Below are 15,952 nucleotides of genomic sequence, written 5' to 3'. Positions count from 1 at the left end.
GGAGGGGGAAAGCTGCAAGTTGCGAGCTGCAAGCTGCAAGCTGCAAGCGGAGCGGTGATCTGCTTTAGCTTCAAGCTTGCCGCTTGCCCGCCTTCAGCGGGCGCTCACGGTCACCCACCACGGCGTATGCCGCTCGATCTTCACCGGCAGCGCCGGTAGCAGCGAGGCCAGGGCCAGGTCGGAATCATGCAGCGGGAAGCTGCCGCTGACCCGCAGGTCGGCGACCTCGTCGGCCACGCCCAAGTAGCCGCTGCGGTACTCACCCAGGGTGGCGATCAAGTCGGCCAGGCGTACGTTGTCCACCACCAGCATGCCCCGGGTCCAGGCATCTGCCCCCACCGGCACGGCTTGTACCGGGCCCAGGCCGTCGGCGTTCATCAGCACTTGCCGGCCTTCGCCGAGCACCTGCTCGTCGCCGCTGTTGAGCGGTTTGGCCGCCACCTGCGATTGCAGCACTTCCAGGCGGGTGCCGGCGTCTTCGCGCTTGACCAAAAAGCGCGTGCCCAGCGGACGCAGACGACCGTCGTCGGTGCGTACCAGCAACGGACGGCTGTCCTCGTGACCGGTCTCGACCGAAATCTCGCCCTGGTGCAACACGATCACCCGTGCGCTGCCCTGGAAGTCGATATCCACTGCGGTCTGGGTGTTCAGGCTGAGCAACGTACCGTCTTCCAGGCGCAGGGTGCGTACTTCACCGGTGCGGGTGCGCTGGTCGGCCAGCCAGTAGCTGGCCGACAGGCTCGGTAGCCCGGCCCAGGCCAGCAAACCGCCGAGCACCAGCATGCCGGCCAGTCCACCCAGGCGCTGGCGCATACCCGCGCGCGACTGCAACAGCGCCTGGCGGGCGGGGCCGGCAGCGGCGTTGAAGCGTTGGTCGAGCAGGCCCAGTTGCAGCCAGGCACGTGCGTGTTCTTCGCTGGCGGCATGCCAACGCATGAACGCGTTGCGCTCGTCAGGTGTGCCGCTGTTCTGGTCCAGGCACAGCTTCCAGGCGATGGCCGCTTCCAGCACCTGGCTGGAAACCGGGGCGTCGTTCATGTCGGCTGGCCGTACAGGGCGATGTAGCACTGGCGCATGCCCTGGGCGATGTACTGGCGCACGCGAGACACCGACACGCCCAGTTTCTCGGCGATCTCGGTGTGCCCCATGCCATCCAGGCGGTTGTGCAGAAATGCGGCGCGGGCTTTGCTCGACAGCTTGCCGAGCAGGCGATCAATGGCTTTGAGGTCTTCGAGGATCAGGAGCAGCACTTCTGGCGAGGGGTGTTCGGCCTCGGGCAGTCGTGCCAGCTCCGACAGGTAGGCCTGTTCCAGGGCGGCGCGGCGAAAGTGATCGAACAACAGGCCCTTGGCCACGGCGACCAGAAAGGCCCGGGGCTCACGCGGGGTGTCCAGGTGAGCGCGGCCTAGCAGGCGCACGAAGGTGTCCTGGCTCAGATCCTCGGCACGCTGGCGGCAGGCAGTGCTGCGCTGCAACCAGGCTAGCAGCCAGCCGCGATGGTCGCGATAGAGCGCGCCGACCAGATCGGTGTGTGGGCTTTGCGCTGACGTCAAGGAACGGTCCCCAAGAAAGAATGCGTTAACTAACGATAATTATTCGCGATTCTGGCAGAGGCGGGGATGGGGTTGCAATTGACGCTTATCGGATTGCCACTATGTAAGTTGCATGTCGCAGTTGTGTGTGGACCGGCCGGGAAGGGCTGCACAGCAGCCCCGGCGATTGCGCAGGGTGCTCAGACCTGGGGCTGCTGCGCGCTTGTGAAATCGGCTGTCTGCCCAAGGGCTGGGTGACCCTTACAAACCATGGCTCTGGATCTTGCGTCGGCGCCACTGTTTGAGCCGCTGCTCCAACTGCAAGGGGCTGTCCATTTGCTGGCGACGTGCCTGGCTGAACAGGATCAGGGCCAGCTCGGCGGTGACCTGGGCGTCGGCGCTGGCATGGTGGCGTGCCTGCACTTGCAGGCCGAAACGCGCGATCCAGTCATCCAGCCCGGCTTCGCGCAGCACCGTGTCGGGGTTGAGCAGCGGGGCTAGCTCGGCCACGTCGATGAACGTGTGTTGCAGGCGCAGGCCCAGGCTGTCCTTGAGCGCGCGGGCCAGCATGCGCTGGTCGAAGGGCGCGTGGAAGGCCAGTACCGGACTGTCGCCGATGAACGCCATCAGGTCCAGCAGCGCTTCGGCTGGCTCGACGCCAGCGGCCAGGGCGCTGGGGCCCAGGCCGTGAATCAGTACGCTGGGGTTGGTCTTCTGTTCCGGGCGGTGCAGGGTACGTTCGAAGGGCCGGCCCAGGTCGATGGCGCCGTCTTCGATGGCCACCGCGCCGATCGACAGCACTTGGTCGCGGTTCAGGTTCAGGCCGCTGGTTTCCAGGTCCAGGACCACCCAGCGCTGCTCACGCAGCGAGCACACGCCCAGCGGTGCTGGCGCGGGCAGGTGGGCCAGGCGTTGGCGCAGGGCATCGTCCAGCATCGGGGCGGTTGGGCGCAGCCAGGCGAACAAACTCATAGTTGGTACCGCAAGGCCAGGCTTGCTTGCAGGCGCTGGGCCTGGCGCAGCGATTCGCGCAGGATGCGCCGGTCCAGGTGGTTGAGGCTGTCCGGGTCCAGGCGGTTGGTGTAGGCCAGGTTGTCGCGGCTCTGGCGTTGGTGCTGCTGCATGCGGGTCTGCTGGATGAAGTGGTAGGCCTCTTCATAGGCCGCCCCGTCGAGGGTATCGATAACCCCTTTGGCGATCAGCTCGCGCAGCCGTTCCACGGTGTTGCAGGCCTTCACGCCATTGGCCAGGGCCAGCAGCCGCGCGCCATCGACGAATGGTGTCAGGCCTTGGACCTTGAGGTCGAGGGTGGCGGCCTTGTCATCGCCCTGGCGGGTCAGCACGAATTCGCGCAGGCGCCCGACTGGCGGGCGCTGGCGCAGGGCATTGTCGGCCAGCATGCGCTGGAACAAGCGATTGTCGGCCACCTGGTCGAGCAGCCCCTGGCGCAGTTGCTCGCAGCCGCGTTCATCGCCCCAGACCACCCGCAAGTCGAAGTAGATGCTTGAACCCAGCAGGTTCTCGGGGCTGGCTTCACGCACGAAGCCTGCGAAGCGTCGCGCCCACTCGCTGCGCGACAGGCACAACTCGGGGTTGCCCGCCATCACGTTGCCCTTGCACAGGGTAAAGCCGCACTGGGCGAGCTGGTGGTTGATGTGCTGGGCCAGTGGCAGCAACTTGGCGCGGATGGCCTCAGCCTCGGCGTGGCTTTGCGCTTCGAAGAGGATGCCGTTGTCCTGGTCGGTGTGCAGGGTTTGCTCGCGACGGCCTTCGCTGCCGAAACACAGCCAACTGAACGGCACGCCCGGATCGCCGCGCTCGGCGATGGCCAGTTCGATCACCCGGCATACGGTATGGTCGTTGAGCAGGGTGATGATCTGGGTGATCTGGGTCGAGGAGGCGCCGTGGGCGAGCATGCGTTCGACCAACTGGCCGATCTCGCCGCGCAGCGACACCAGGCTGTCGAGCCTGGGGGCATGGCGGATGGTGCGGGCCAGGTGCACCAGGTCGACCCGTTGCAAGGAGAACAGGTCGCGTTCGGAAATCACCCCGCACAGGCGCTGGTTGTCGACCAGGCAGACGTGGGCGATGTGGCGCTCGGTCATCGCCATGGCCGCGTCGAAGGCGCTGGCGCTGGGGCTCAGGTGGAACGGCCTGGCGGTCATGTAGCGTTCGATCGGCGCGGTCAGCTCGGCGCTGGCGTCGGCCACTACCTGGCGCAGGTCACGCAGGGTGAAGATGCCCAACGGCGTGCGCTGGGCATCGACGATGACGATGCTGCCGACTTGCTGCTCGTGCATCAGGCGCACGGCTTCGCGCAGGGCGGTGTCTGGGTTGCAGACGACCGGGTGGCGTAACGCCAGCTCTCCGAGCGGGGTATTGAGCGAATACTGGGTGCCGAGGGTCTGCACTGCCTTCTGGCGTACCTGCTGGTTGACCTGCTCAAGCAGGCTGCTCACCCCGCGCAGGGCAAAGTCGCGGAACACCTCGGACATGGAAAACACGCGGATGAACGCAGCCTTGTCCAGTTGCAGGCAGAACGTATCCTCGCCAGCCAGGTGCTCGGTGCGGGTAGCACGCTCGCCCAGCAGTGCGGCCAGGGGGAAGCACTCGCCGCCGGCGATCTCGAAGGTGGTCTCGGTGCCGGCACGGGTGACGTGCTGGCGCTCGCCGACCACTCGGCCTTGCTTGACGATGTAGAAGTGTTCCACAGGGCCGTCAGCAGGCTTGATGATGCTTTCGCCGGTTGCATAAAAGCGCAGCTGGCACTGTTCCACCAGATACGCCAGGTGACCCTGCTCCATCTGGTTGAACGGCGGGAAACGCTGCAGGAACTGCAACGTACCCTGGATGTTTTGCAGCACCGCAGTCCTGCCGGCCTGGGTGTAGGCGTCCTTTTTGCTCATGAAGCTGACCGTATCGCTACGCCGAACTATATATATCTATGTATAGGGCTCGGCTTTGTTGTTCTTGACCTTCATGGTCGGCTGGTGGCCTTGTGGTGCCCATTGGACGTAAGTCTAGAGCGTGGGCTGTCGACGATCCGACGAAAGGTTGGCTGGGTGACCGGCCGTTGCGGTCCAACCGCGTGAGCTAGAGATTCCTGACGAGATGGCCATGGCTGAGCATGACGAAATCCTGAGTGACGCCGAGCGCGAGGCGTTGGCCGTATTGAGTGCGCCCGTGGCACCCAGGCCGGTGGTGCTGGTGGTGGATGACAACCCAGTGAACAGGGATGCGTTGTGCCTCTACCTGAAAAGCCGGGGTATCGAGAGTATGCAGGCCGATGGCGCCCAGGAGGCGATGCTCAAGCTGTATTACGAGCCGCGCATAGCCTTGATGATTACCGACCTGCGCATGCAGCCTGCTGATGGGCTGGAGCTTATTCGGCAGATTCGCGAGTCCGAGCGCGCGGCGCTGTCGATCATCGTGGTGTCGGGCGACACCGATGTGAAGGAGGCGGTGGACGTGATGCACCTGGGGGTGGTGGATTTTCTGCTTAAACCGGTGGATCTGGGGAAACTGCTGGAGTTGGTGAAACGAGAGTTACGCATCGAATAGCGGTGCTGGAGGCGTCGCGGTGGTCCGGCGTACCGGACCCCGCGACTGGCTCTTACAGCCCGTTGCGCGCCTTGAACTCGCGGCGGCGACGGTGCAGCACCGGCTCGGTGTAGCCGTTCGGTTGTTTGGCGCCTTCGATTACCAACTCTACGGCCGCCTGGAACGCGATGTTGTCATCGAAGTTCGGCGCCATCGGGCGGTACTGGGCGTCGCCGGCATTCTGCTTGTCGACCACAGCGGCCATGCGCTTGAGGCTTTCCAGCACCTGTTCCTGGCTGACCACGCCATGGCGCAGCCAGTTGGCCAGCAACTGGGCCGAGATGCGCAGGGTGGCGCGGTCTTCCATCAGGCCGACATCGTTGATGTCTGGCACCTTCGAGCAACCTACGCCCTGGTCGATCCAGCGCACCACATAGCCGAGGATGCCCTGGGCGTTGTTGTCCAGCTCGTTGCGCAGCTCGTCAGCCGACCAATTGGTATTGGCCGCCAGCGGGATGCTCAGGATGTCGTCCACCGACGCTGGGGTGCGCGAAGCCAGCTCGCGCTGGCGGGCCTGCACGTCGACCTTGTGGTAGTGCAGGGCATGCAGGGTGGCGGCGGTCGGCGACGGTACCCAGGCGGTGTTGGCGCCGGCCAGTGGGTGGGCGATCTTCTGTTCGAGCATCGCGGCCATCAGGTCGGGCATGGCCCACATGCCTTTGCCGATCTGCGCACGGCCTTGCAGGCCGGTGGCCAAGCCCACGTCGACGTTGTTGTTCTCGTAGGCGCCGATCCACTTTTCGTTCTTCATGGCGCCCTTGCGCACAACGGCGCCGGCTTCCATGGAGGTGTGGATTTCGTCGCCGGTACGGTCGAGGAAACCGGTGTTGATGAACGCCACACGCTCGGCGGCGGCCTTGATGCATGACTTGAGGTTCACCGTGGTACGACGCTCCTCGTCCATGATGCCGACCTTGACGGTGTTGCGCGGCATGCCCAGCAGGTCTTCGACGCGGCTGAAGATTTCGGCGGCGAACGCCACTTCTTCAGGGCCGTGCATCTTCGGTTTGACGATGTACACGCTGCCGGTACGGGTGTTCTTGCGCTGGGTGTTGCCGTTGAGATTGTGCAGGGCGATCAGGTTGGTGAACAGACCGTCCTGGATGCCCTCGGGGATTTCGTTGCCCTGGGCGTCGAGAATCGCCGGGTTGGTCATCAGGTGACCGACGTTGCGCACGAACAGCAGCGAACGGCCGTGCAGGGTGACGCTGCCACCGTTCGGGGCGATGTACTCGCGGTCCGGGTTCATGGTGCGGGTGAAGGTCTTGCCGCCTTTACTCACCTCTTCGGCCAGGTCGCCTTTCATCAGGCCCAGCCAGTTGCGGTAGACGATGACCTTGTCGTCGGCATCGACGGCAGCGACGGAGTCTTCGCAGTCCATGATGGTGGTCAGTGCCGACTCCATCAGGATGTCTTTCACGCCGGCGGCGTCGGTGCTGCCGACCGGTGTGCTGGCGTCGACCTGGATCTCGAAGTGCAGGCCGTGGTGCTTGAGCAGCACGGCAGTCGGTGCGCTGGCGTCGCCCTGGAAGCCGATCAGTTGCGCATCGTCACGCAGGCCGCTGTTACTGCCGCCTTTGAGCGAAACCACCAGCTTGCCGTTTTCGATACGGTAGCCGGTGGAGTCGACGTGAGAACCTGCGGCCAAGGGCGCGGCTTCGTCGAGGAAGGCACGCGCGAAGGCGATGACCTTGTCGCCACGGACCTTGTTGTAGCCCTGGCCTTTTTCGGCGCCGCCTGCCTCGCTGATCGCATCAGTGCCGTACAACGCGTCATACAGCGAGCCCCAGCGGGCGTTGGCAGCGTTCAGGGCGAAGCGCGCGTTCATCACCGGGACGACCAACTGTGGCCCGGCCATGCGTGCGATTTCTTCGTCGACGTTTTGCGTCGTGGCCTGGAAATCGTCCGCTTGTGGCAGCAGGTAGCCGATTTCCTGGAGGAAAGCTTTATAGGTTGCGGCGTCGTGGGCCTGGCCTTTGCGCGCCTGGTGCCAGGCATCGATCTTGGCTTGCAGCTCGTCGCGCTTGGCGAGCAGGGCTTTGTTCTTGGGAGCGAGGTCGTCGATGATTTTTTCTGCCCCGGCCCAGAATGCAGCGGCGTCGATGCCGGTTCCAGGGATCGCTTCGTGATTGACGAAGTCATACAGGGCCTTGGCGACCTGAAGGCCACCGACTTGAACGTATCCAGTCATTGCTTGCCTCACCTCTGCTCAGCTATTTCGCTTTCGCGCATCGTATTAAGCCTGTAGCGCTTCTTTAAACACGGCACCAGTACATACCCGCAAGGGCGGCTGGGTGCGGCCTGGCAGACATGCTGACGGGCAGTTGGCGTATTTTCACAGGCGCCTTGGCAGACATCCAAACGACATTTTGTAGTCCGCGCCGACGCATACTACATGAAGCAGCAGGCCAGTGAACATCAGACTAAAAGCGTCGTTCTGCGACCGTTCGGTCGCATGGGGTCACGCTGGGAGAGAGTATGTTCGCAAAAAACAGGTGGATTGTTCCAGATAAATCTTGAAACGGTACACGATTGATTGGCTGGACTGTCCTGCGGCAGGTTGCCGCGGCTTGCCTATACTGACTCGGTTGCCGATTTTCGACTTGCAGGAGGAGTGGCTTGTGGACCATCTGGTACTCACCGTGATTGCCCCCGACAAAGCCGGGCAGGTCGAGCGTATCGCACAGTGCATCGCCGATCACAACGGCAATTGGCTGGAGAGCCGTATGTCGCGCATGGCCGGGCAGTTCGCCGGGATCTTGCGCGTGGCGGTGCCGGCGGAGCATTACGACGATCTGGTGATCGCACTGCAAACCCTGTCGAGCCATGACATCCGCGTGTTGATCGCCGAGAGCGGCAGCGAACCCGCATGCACCAGCAAGCCCATCGCCATGGAGCTGGTGGGCAATGATCGGCCTGGCATCGTGCGTGATATTACCCGGCTGCTGGCTGAGCAAGGGGTGAACCTTGAGCGTTTTACCACCGAGGTACGTCCGGCGCCGATGAGTAGTGAGCCGCTGTTCCATGCCGATGCGTTGCTGGCGCTGCCATTGACCTTGGCGCTGGAGGACTTGCAACAGCGCTTGGAGAGTCTGGCGGACGACTTGATGGTGGAACTGAGGTTACGGCCTGAGGATTGATCGCTAGCCGTTGGGGCGCGAAGCGCCCCCGACGGTTATCCCGATTTAACGGGGAAGCCCCTGTGGATAACCTGGGGGTTCAGCGCTACAGGCCAGTGGTTCTGAGGGCTACAGAGATTCGATCAAAAAACGTCCATCAATCAATGGCTTGTGCACAAACGGCGGGGACGAGGGTGTGGATAACCTTTGGAGACATTGCTGCAGGCCACGCAGTACGCGGCCTGCAAAGGTTTGATCAATAAATGATCAGGCACGCTTGCGCAGCGATAGCCAGGCATCGACGCTGTAAACCGCCAATCCTGCCCAGATACACGCGAACGCCAGCACGTTGCTCGCCGTCAGGTGCTCGTCGAACAACAGCACCGCTTGCAGCAGCACCAAGGTCGGCGCCAGGTACTGCAAGAAGCCCAGCGTGGTATAGGGCAGGTGCCGGGCAGCGGCGTTGAAGCACACCAGCGGCACCAGGGTCACTGGGCCTGCCGCCATTAACCACAGCGCCTCGCTGCTGCTGAAGAACGCCAGGTTGGCGCTGTTGGAGGCGGGGTGCAGCAGCAACCAGCCGATGGCCAGCGGCACCAGCATCCAGGTTTCCACCACCAGCCCCGGCAGCGCTGCCACCGGCGCTTGCTTGCGAATCAGCCCGTAGAAGCCGAACGTCACCGCCAGGGCCAGCGATACCCAAGGCAGGCTGCCCACCTGCCACACCTGCTGGGCCACGCCCAGGGCTGCCAGCGCCACTGCCAGCCATTGCAGGCGGCGCAAGCGTTCGCCAAGCAGCAACATGCCCAGTAGTACGTTGATCAGTGGGTTGATGTAGTAACCCAGGCTGGCCTCGAGCATGCGCCCGTTATTCACCGCCCACACATAGGTCAGCCAGTTAGCGGCGATCAGTGCGCCGCTGAGCGCCAGAATCGCCAGGCGCTTGGGGTTGTCGCGCAGTTCGCGCCACCAGCCGGGGTGTTTCCACACCAGCAGCAGGAGCGAGCCGAACAGCGCCGACCAGAGCACCCGATGGACGATGATTTCCAACGCCGGGACGCTCTGGAGCGCTTTGAAGTACAGAGGGAATAGCCCCCAGATGATGTAGGCGCCGAGGCCCAGTAAGTACCCGCGGCGCGGGTTTGCGGCGTGCATGCAGAATCCTTGCGTGATGGTGCTGAAAAGCGCGATGCGTAGTGTAGCCAGCCCCTAGAACAATTTGAGCGGTTCCTCGTCCAGCGCCGCGATTTGCTCACGCAGGGCAAGGATCTGGTCGCCCCAGTAGCGTGGTTGGCCGAACCACGGGAAGCTCGGAGGAAATGCCGGGTCGTCCCAGCGCCGCGCCAGCCAGGCGCTGTAGTGCAACTGACGCAACGCGCGCAGGGGTTCGATCAGCGCCAGCTCGCGGGGGTCGAAATCGTGGAATTCGTTGTAGCCGTCGATCAGCTCGGCCAGTTGGCCCAGGCGTTCTTCGCGGTTGCCGGCGAGCATCATCCACAGGTCTTGCACGGCCGGACCCATGCGGCAGTCGTCGAGGTCGACCACGTGATAGACCTCGTCGCGGTGCATCAGGTTGCCAGGGTGCAGGTCGCCATGCAGGCGGATCGTTTGGTATGGGGTGCGCGCATAGATGTCCTCGACGCGCTTGAGCAGGTCGCGGGCGACCGACTCGTAGGCGGGCAGCAGTTCACGGGGCACGAAATTGCCGTCGAGCAGGGTGCGCAGCGAGGCGTGGCCGAAGTTGTCCACCGCCAGCGCTTCGCGATGCGCGAAGGCACGGGTGGCGCTGACGGCATGCAGGCGACCGAGCAATTGGCCAAGGCGATAGAGCTGATCGAGGTTACCTGGCTCCGGTGCATGACCACCTCGGCGCGGGAACAAGGCAAAGCGATAGCCCTGATGCTCGAAAAGCGAGCGCCCTTCATGTTGCAACGGCGCCACCACCGGCACCTCGCAGTCGGCCAATTCGGCGCTGAAGGCGTGCTCTTCGAGGATCGCGGCATCGCTCCAGCGTCCAGGGCGGTAGAACTTGGCGACCAGCGGTTGGGCGTCCTCGATGCCCACCTGGTAGACCCGGTTCTCGTAGCTATTGAGCGCCAGGACGCGGGCATCGCTCAAAAAGCCGAGGCTTTCCACGGCATCTAGGACGAGGTCAGGGGTGAGGGCGTCGAACGGGTGGGACATGCGGACTCCGGTGAACAGCGGCATCGCGGCGGCAGGTGCGCGATGCTCAGGTGCGGCAGCGTTACCCAATCCCCCTCATCGCGCAAGCCTCGGCTAGGCTGGCACGCCAAGCAGCACCAACGAGGGGTGGAACTGCACCCGCACCGTGCTGCCGGCTTGCAGGCCTTGCGCGTGCAGCCAGTCGGCCTCGGCGAAGGCGCAGAGGGTCTGACGATTGCCCAACAGCAGCTTCACTTCGGTGGGGCCTTGGCTGGCTGCCAGAAGCGCCTCGATCGTCGCCTCCAGGCAATTGCTCTGAGGGTCTGGCGCAGCGTCTGCGGCAAGCAGTTGGACCCAGCCTGCCTTGAGCAGGGCCACCACCGTGGCGCCCAAGGTCAATCCCAGGCGCTCGGTGCTGTCCTCGGTGATCAGTGCGGCGATCTCCAGCCCGCCGCTCAGTGTCAGGCTGATGCGGTCATAGCGGCCCTCTCGGCGCAGGCCGCAGATCTGTCCCTGCAACTGGTTGCGCGCACTGGTGCGCAACATCAGGCGGCCCAACAGGTCGAGGTCGCCGCTGTGCTCGGCGGCCTCAAGAAATTCTGCCTGCAAAGCGTGCAGGCGCTGGTAAAGCCGCAGGACCCGTTCGCCGGCCTCCGACAACCGTGCACCGCCGCCACCACGCCCCCCGGTGCTGCGCACGACCAGCGGCAGCTCGGCCAGGTTGTTGAGTTCGTCGATGGCATCCCAGGCCGCTTTGTAACTGATACCGGCGGCCTTGGCGGCGCGCGTGATTGAGCCTTGCTCGGCGACATGCTGCAACAGGGCGATGCGCTGCGGGCGGCGGGCGATGTGTTGGGTGAGCAGGACGGGCAAAGACATGGGCGAGCATCGGGCAGTGAGCGTCGTGCGACGGTGCCGCCCGTACCGGCTCAAGTCAAGCCTGGCCGGGCCGCGGTGTGCGGGCCAGGCAATACACATCGACCCGGCGCGCGCCGTGTTGGCGCAGCAGCTGCGCGATGGCTTGGGCAGTGGCGCCAGTGGTCAATACATCATCCACCACTGCCAGGTGCAGGCCTTTGAGGCTATCGGCATTGCGCACGGCGAAGGCCTGGCGCAGGTTGCCTTGCCGGGCCCTGGCATCCAAGGCCTGCTGCGCGCGGGTGTCGCGGGTGCGTTCGAGCAGCCGCTCGTCGCACGGCAGGCGCAGCGGCTTGGCCAGCCAGCGGGCGAGCATCGCGGCCTGGTTGTAGCCGCGCTGGCGCAGTCGAGCCTTTGCCAGGGGGACAGGCAACAACAGGTCTGGGCGTGGCAAACCTTCCCCGTAGCGGTGTTCCAGCGCCTGGACGAGCAGTTCGGCCAGCAGGCAACCCAGCGGCCACTGACGGTTGTGCTTGAAACGGCTGACCAAGGTGTCGACCGGGAAGCGGTAGTGCCAGGCGGCGATCACCCGGCTGAACGCCGGTTTGCGCCGCGTGCACGGCGCGCACAGGAGGCCGTCAAGGGCAAGCGGCAGGGCGCAGCAACGGCATTGCTCGGTCAGCCAGGGTAGTTCGCGTTCGCAGGCGGCGCACAGCGGCCAGGGCTGCGCGGCAGGGTCGTCGCAGAGTAAACAGGTGTGGTTATTATTTATACAGATGTTGACTAGGGCTTTTGCATTCAGTTGACAGTTCATGGGCCTTCCGTGAGTATTCGTGCTATCCGTGATGCGCGCGTGGACGGTTGTTGTCCAGGCGTCAGTCAGACCCTAGATAAGGAAACGCCGATGAGCGCCAGCCCAATTGCAACCACACGTCACGACTGGTCCCTGGCCGAGGTCAAGGCGCTGTTCCAGCAACCGTTCAACGACCTGCTGTTCCAGGCCCAGACCGTCCACCGCGCGCACTTCGACCCCAACCGCGTACAGGTCTCGACCCTGCTGTCGATCAAGACCGGCGCCTGCCCGGAAGATTGCAAATATTGTCCGCAGTCCGGCCACTACAACACCGGGCTGGAAAAGCAGAAACTGATGGAAGTGCAGAAAGTGCTGGAGGAGGCGGCCCGGGCCAAGGCCATCGGCTCGACCCGCTTCTGCATGGGGGCTGCCTGGAAGCACCCCTCGGCCAAAGACATGCCCTACGTGCTGGAGATGGTCAAAGGGGTCAAGGCCATGGGCCTGGAAACCTGCATGACCCTCGGCAAGCTCGACCAGGAGCAGACCGAGGCCCTGGCCAAGGCCGGCCTGGACTACTACAACCACAACCTCGACACCTCGCCGGAGTTCTACGGCAGCATCATCACTACCCGCACCTACAGCGAGCGCTTGCAGACCCTGGCTTACGTGCGCGAGGCCGGCATGAAGATCTGCTCCGGCGGTATTCTCGGCATGGGCGAATCGCTGGACGACCGCGCAGGCCTGTTGATCCAGCTGGCCAACCTGCCCGAACACCCGGAGTCGGTGCCCATCAACATGCTGGTCAAAGTCGCCGGCACCCCGTTGGCCGAAGAAGAAGACGTCGACCCGTTCGACTTCATCCGCATGTTGGCCGTGGCCCGTGTGCTCATGCCCAAGTCCCACGTGCGCCTGTCCGCTGGCCGTGAGCAGATGAACGAACAGATGCAGGCCCTGGCGTTCATGGCCGGTGCCAACTCGATCTTCTATGGCGAGAAACTGCTGACCACCGCCAACCCGCAGGCCGATAAGGACATGCAGCTGTTCGCGCGCCTTGGCATCCAGCCCGAGGCCCGTGAAGAACACGCCGACGAAGTGCACCAGGCGGCCATCGAGCAGGCGCTGGTCGAGCAGCGCAGCAGCGAGCTGTTCTACGACGCAGCCACGGCCTGAGCATGGCCTTCGACCTCGCCGCGCGGCTGGCCGAACGGCGCGCCGCAGACCTGTACCGCCAACGCCCCCTGCTGCAAAGCCCGCAGGGGCCGCAGGTGGTGGTCGACGGCCAGCCGCTGCTGGCCTTTTGCAGCAACGATTACCTGGGCCTGGCCAATCACCCCGAGGTGATCGAGGCGTGGCGCGACGGGGCCGCGCGCTGGGGCGTCGGCGGTGGGGCCTCGCATCTGGTGATTGGCCACAGCACCCCGCATCACCAGGTAGAAGAGGCGCTTGCCGAACTGACCGGGCGCCCGCGCGCGTTGCTGTTTTCTACCGGCTACATGGCCAACCTCGGGGCGATCACCGCGCTGGTGGGGCAGGGCGATACCGTGCTGCAAGACCGCCTCAACCATGCCTCGTTGCTCGACGGCGGGTTGCTCAGCGGTGCGCGCTTCAGTCGCTACTTGCACAACGATCCTGCCAGCCTGGCCAGCCGTCTGGACAAGGCCTCTGGTAACACCCTGGTGGTCACTGACGGTGTGTTCAGCATGGACGGCGACTGCGCCGACCTACCGGCCCTGGCCAAGGTGGCGAAGGCGCGCGGCGCCTGGCTGATGGTCGATGATGCCCACGGGTTCGGCACCCTTGGCGCCAACGGCGGTGGTCTGGTGGAGCAGCATGGCCTGGGTATCGAGGATGTACCGGTGCTGATTGGCACCCTGGGCAAGGCCTGTGGCACCTCCGGTGCGTTCGTCGCCGGTAGCGAAGAACTGATCGAAGCGTTGGTACAGTTCGCCCGCCCCTACATCTACACCACTAGCCAGCCTCCGGCGCTCGCGTGCGCCACGTTGAAGGCGCTGACACTGCTGCGTGAGCAAGTCTGGCGGCGTGAGCACCTGGCCGGGTTGATTCGCCAGTTCCGCGAGGGCGCTGAGCAGATTGGCCTGACCTTGATGGATAGCCACACCGCGATCCAGCCGATCCTGATCGGTGATGCCGCGCGCGCCATGGCGCTGTCGCAGCGCCTGCGCGAACGTGGCCTGTTGGTGACTGCCATTCGCCCACCGACGGTGCCAGCGGGCAGCGCGCGCCTGAGGGTCACGTTGAGCGCGGCGCACAGCGAGGCTCAGGTACAGCTATTGTTGAACGCATTGGCCGAGTGCTATTCACCGTTGGAGTCCGCCGATGCGTAACCGACTCATCCTATTGCCTGGCTGGGGCCTGGGCTGCGCCGCGCTGGAGCCTTTGGCCGCCAGCCTGCGCGCCCAGGACCTGCGCCTGCACGTCGAACTGATGCCGCTGCCGGAGTTGGCCGACAGCGACCCCGAGGCGTGGCTCGCGCACCTGGACCGTACCTTGCCCACCGATGTGTGGCTGGGGGGATGGTCATTGGGGGGCATGCTCGCCAGTGCCCTGGCGCACCGGCGTGGCGATCATTGCTGTGGTCTGTTGACCTTGGGCAGCAACCCCAGCTTCGTGGCCCGGGCGGACTGGCCGCATGGCATGCCAGCGGACACCTTCGGCACCTTCTTGGATGGCTGTCGCAGCCACACCCAGGTCACCCTCAAGCGTTTTCGTACGCTATGCAGCGACGGTGCCCAGCAACCGCGCACGTTGCTGCGCCAGTTAGGGGTTGGCGTGCCAGATACCGATCCGCTGTACCTGGCCACTGGCCTTGAGGTGCTGGAGAAACTCGACACCCGTCATGCTCTGGAGCACTACAGCGGCCCGCAGTTGCACGTGTTCGCCGGTAGCGATGCGCTGGTCCCGGCGAGTGCGGCCAAGGCCCTCAGCGACCTGTTGCCTGACGTCGAAGTCGGGCTGGTCGAAGACAGTTCCCACGCCTTCTTGCTGGAGTATCCACAGGAGTTGGCCGCGGGCATCAAGAGTTTCCTGCATGAGAGTGGCGATGACTGACCTTTCCCAGCCCAACCTGCCCGGCCACCTCCCGGACAAGCGCCAGGTGGCGGCTTCCTTCTCCCGCGCAGCGGCCAGCTACGACAGCGTGGCCGCCTTGCAGCGTGCGGTGGGGGTGGCGTTGCTGGGCAGGCTCGACGAAGGGCTGACGCCGCAGCGCTGGCTTGACCTGGGCAGCGGCACTGGGCATTTCAGCCGGTTGCTGGCCGAGCGTTTCAGCGATGCGCAAGGCCTGGCTGTGGATATCGCCGAGGGCATGTTGCGCCATGCCCGTGAACGCGGCGGGGCATGCCATCACGTGGCGGGCGATGCAGAGCGCCTACCGCTGGGCGATGGGACGATCGACCTGCTGTTCAGTAGCCTGGCGCTGCAATGGTGCGATGGCTTCGCTGGCGTGCTCGAGGAGGCCCGACGGGTGCTGCGACCTGGTGGCGTCATGGCGTTCAGCAGCCTGTGCGTGGGCACCCTGGACGAGCTGCGCGCCAGTTGGCAGGCGGTGGATGGCATGGTGCACGTCAACCGTTTTCGCCGCTTCGAGGACTACCAGCGATTGTGCGATGACAGCCCCCTGGAGGTGATCGAACTGCAACGCCGCCCCCAGGTGTTGTATTACCCCGATGTGCGTAGCCTCACCCATGAACTCAAGGCCCTCGGCGCGCACAACCTCAACCCCGGGCGGCCCTCCGGGTTGACCGGCCGCGCGCGCATGCAGGCGCTGTTGCAAGCCTACGAACGGTTCCGCCAGCCCCAGGGCCTGCCGACCACCTACCAGGTGGTCTATGGGGTATTGCGTAAATCCAGGCAGCAGGGGCAATAAG

Annotated in this window: 15 protein-coding genes; 6 read left to right on the top strand and 9 right to left on the bottom strand. The window is 64.7% G+C overall.

Annotation, left to right across the window (positions count from 1 at the left end; translation table 11 throughout):
- Positions 1–93: 93 nt before the first annotated feature.
- The 4 genes from FEM01_RS15670 to FEM01_RS15655 all read right to left on the bottom strand — a co-directional run bounded on the left by FEM01_RS15670 (position 94) and on the right by FEM01_RS15655 (position 4,438).
- A complete protein-coding gene (locus FEM01_RS15670) occupies positions 94–1,038 on the bottom strand; it encodes a FecR domain-containing protein (RefSeq protein WP_138220399.1) in 945 nt (314 codons plus the stop codon).
- Positions 1,035–1,553: an RNA polymerase sigma factor gene (locus tag FEM01_RS15665; protein WP_138220398.1), complete on the bottom strand. Its 519-nt coding sequence runs from the start codon at positions 1,551–1,553 to the stop codon at positions 1,035–1,037. Before FEM01_RS15665 ends, FEM01_RS15670 begins: the two co-directional genes overlap by 4 nt.
- Before the next feature lie 240 nt (positions 1,554–1,793).
- Entirely contained in the window at positions 1,794–2,504 is a 711-nt protein-coding gene (locus FEM01_RS15660) for a 3'-5' exonuclease (protein WP_138220397.1), read from the bottom strand.
- The gene (locus FEM01_RS15655) at positions 2,501–4,438 is read right to left on the bottom strand and encodes a DUF294 nucleotidyltransferase-like domain-containing protein (RefSeq protein WP_138220396.1); all 1,938 of its coding nucleotides are present in this window, start codon (positions 4,436–4,438) and stop codon (positions 2,501–2,503) included. The genes FEM01_RS15660 and FEM01_RS15655 overlap by 4 nt, the downstream gene beginning before the upstream one ends.
- A 211-nt stretch (positions 4,439–4,649) precedes the next feature.
- Here FEM01_RS15655 and FEM01_RS15650 point away from each other — a divergent pair, with 211 nt between their 5' ends.
- Positions 4,650–5,093 (top strand): response regulator, encoded by a 444-nt coding sequence (locus FEM01_RS15650; RefSeq protein WP_138220395.1) that lies wholly within the window; start codon positions 4,650–4,652, stop codon positions 5,091–5,093.
- A 52-nt stretch (positions 5,094–5,145) separates the two neighbouring features.
- On the opposite strand, the gene FEM01_RS15645 is transcribed toward FEM01_RS15650, so the two are convergent.
- Positions 5,146–7,323 (bottom strand): malate synthase G, encoded by a 2,178-nt coding sequence (locus FEM01_RS15645; protein ID WP_138220394.1) that lies wholly within the window; start codon positions 7,321–7,323, stop codon positions 5,146–5,148.
- 430 nt (positions 7,324–7,753) lie between these two features.
- Here FEM01_RS15645 and FEM01_RS15640 point away from each other — a divergent pair, with 430 nt between their 5' ends.
- Positions 7,754–8,272, top strand: a complete 519-nt coding sequence (locus tag FEM01_RS15640) for a glycine cleavage system protein R (protein WP_138220393.1) — start codon at positions 7,754–7,756, stop codon at positions 8,270–8,272.
- Positions 8,273–8,518: 246 nt separating this feature from the next.
- On the opposite strand, the gene rarD is transcribed toward FEM01_RS15640, so the two are convergent.
- The 4 genes from rarD to FEM01_RS15620 all read right to left on the bottom strand — a co-directional run bounded on the left by rarD (position 8,519) and on the right by FEM01_RS15620 (position 12,086).
- Positions 8,519–9,406, bottom strand: coding sequence for an EamA family transporter RarD (rarD, locus tag FEM01_RS15635; RefSeq protein ID WP_138220392.1), 888 nt, complete (start codon positions 9,404–9,406; stop codon positions 8,519–8,521).
- Positions 9,407–9,460: 54 nt separating this feature from the next.
- Positions 9,461–10,435: a serine/threonine protein kinase gene (locus FEM01_RS15630; protein ID WP_138220391.1), complete on the bottom strand. Its 975-nt coding sequence runs from the start codon at positions 10,433–10,435 to the stop codon at positions 9,461–9,463.
- A 93-nt stretch (positions 10,436–10,528) separates the two neighbouring features.
- Complete coding sequence (locus FEM01_RS15625) at positions 10,529–11,293, bottom strand: TOBE domain-containing protein (RefSeq protein ID WP_138220390.1); 765 nt, start codon at positions 11,291–11,293, stop codon at positions 10,529–10,531.
- Between the two features lie 55 nt (positions 11,294–11,348).
- Entirely contained in the window at positions 11,349–12,086 is a 738-nt protein-coding gene (locus tag FEM01_RS15620; protein ID WP_138220389.1) for a ComF family protein, read from the bottom strand.
- A 90-nt stretch (positions 12,087–12,176) separates the two neighbouring features.
- Between FEM01_RS15620 and bioB the strand changes: the two genes are divergently transcribed.
- Genes bioB through bioC form a run of 4 tightly spaced genes read left to right on the top strand, consistent with a single transcriptional unit; the run spans position 12,177 to position 15,951 of the window.
- The gene (bioB, locus tag FEM01_RS15615) at positions 12,177–13,235 is read left to right on the top strand and encodes a biotin synthase BioB (RefSeq protein ID WP_138220388.1); all 1,059 of its coding nucleotides are present in this window, start codon (positions 12,177–12,179) and stop codon (positions 13,233–13,235) included.
- A gap of 2 nt (positions 13,236–13,237) precedes the next feature.
- Positions 13,238–14,410, top strand: a complete 1,173-nt coding sequence (bioF, locus tag FEM01_RS15610) for an 8-amino-7-oxononanoate synthase (RefSeq protein ID WP_138220387.1) — start codon at positions 13,238–13,240, stop codon at positions 14,408–14,410.
- The gene (locus tag FEM01_RS15605; RefSeq protein ID WP_138220386.1) at positions 14,403–15,134 is read left to right on the top strand and encodes an alpha/beta fold hydrolase; all 732 of its coding nucleotides are present in this window, start codon (positions 14,403–14,405) and stop codon (positions 15,132–15,134) included. Before bioF ends, FEM01_RS15605 begins: the two co-directional genes overlap by 8 nt.
- Positions 15,127–15,951: a malonyl-ACP O-methyltransferase BioC gene (gene bioC, locus FEM01_RS15600; RefSeq protein WP_171030974.1), complete on the top strand. Its 825-nt coding sequence runs from the start codon at positions 15,127–15,129 to the stop codon at positions 15,949–15,951. Before FEM01_RS15605 ends, bioC begins: the two co-directional genes overlap by 8 nt.
- The last annotated feature ends 1 nt before the right edge of the window (position 15,952 follow it).

This window comes from Pseudomonas mosselii (assembly GCF_005796105.1).
In the GTDB taxonomy this organism is placed as follows: Bacteria; Pseudomonadota; Gammaproteobacteria; order Pseudomonadales; family Pseudomonadaceae; genus Aquipseudomonas; species Aquipseudomonas mosselii_C.
This window is presented reverse-complemented; position numbering and strand designations above follow the sequence as displayed.

Excerpts from the sequence above, each read along its gene's own strand:
- FEM01_RS15605 (WP_138220386.1), top strand. The coding sequence starts at position 14,403 with ATGCGTAACCGACTCATCCTATTGCCTGGCTGGGGCCTGGGCTGCGCC.
- bioC (WP_171030974.1), top strand. The coding sequence starts at position 15,127 with ATGACTGACCTTTCCCAGCCCAACCTGCCCGGCCACCTCCCGGACAAG.
- FEM01_RS15670 (WP_138220399.1), bottom strand. The coding sequence starts at position 1,038 with ATGAACGACGCCCCGGTTTCCAGCCAGGTGCTGGAAGCGGCCATCGCC.
- FEM01_RS15645 (WP_138220394.1), bottom strand. The coding sequence starts at position 7,323 with ATGACTGGATACGTTCAAGTCGGTGGCCTTCAGGTCGCCAAGGCCCTG.
- rarD (WP_138220392.1), bottom strand. The coding sequence starts at position 9,406 with ATGCACGCCGCAAACCCGCGCCGCGGGTACTTACTGGGCCTCGGCGCC.
- FEM01_RS15625 (WP_138220390.1), bottom strand. The coding sequence starts at position 11,293 with ATGTCTTTGCCCGTCCTGCTCACCCAACACATCGCCCGCCGCCCGCAG.
- bioF (WP_138220387.1), top strand. The coding sequence starts at position 13,238 with ATGGCCTTCGACCTCGCCGCGCGGCTGGCCGAACGGCGCGCCGCAGAC.
- FEM01_RS15650 (WP_138220395.1), top strand. The coding sequence starts at position 4,650 with ATGGCTGAGCATGACGAAATCCTGAGTGACGCCGAGCGCGAGGCGTTG.
- FEM01_RS15660 (WP_138220397.1), bottom strand. The coding sequence starts at position 2,504 with ATGAGTTTGTTCGCCTGGCTGCGCCCAACCGCCCCGATGCTGGACGAT.
- FEM01_RS15655 (WP_138220396.1), bottom strand. The coding sequence starts at position 4,438 with ATGAGCAAAAAGGACGCCTACACCCAGGCCGGCAGGACTGCGGTGCTG.
- bioB (WP_138220388.1), top strand. The coding sequence starts at position 12,177 with ATGAGCGCCAGCCCAATTGCAACCACACGTCACGACTGGTCCCTGGCC.
- FEM01_RS15630 (WP_138220391.1), bottom strand. The coding sequence starts at position 10,435 with ATGTCCCACCCGTTCGACGCCCTCACCCCTGACCTCGTCCTAGATGCC.
- FEM01_RS15620 (WP_138220389.1), bottom strand. The coding sequence starts at position 12,086 with ATGAACTGTCAACTGAATGCAAAAGCCCTAGTCAACATCTGTATAAAT.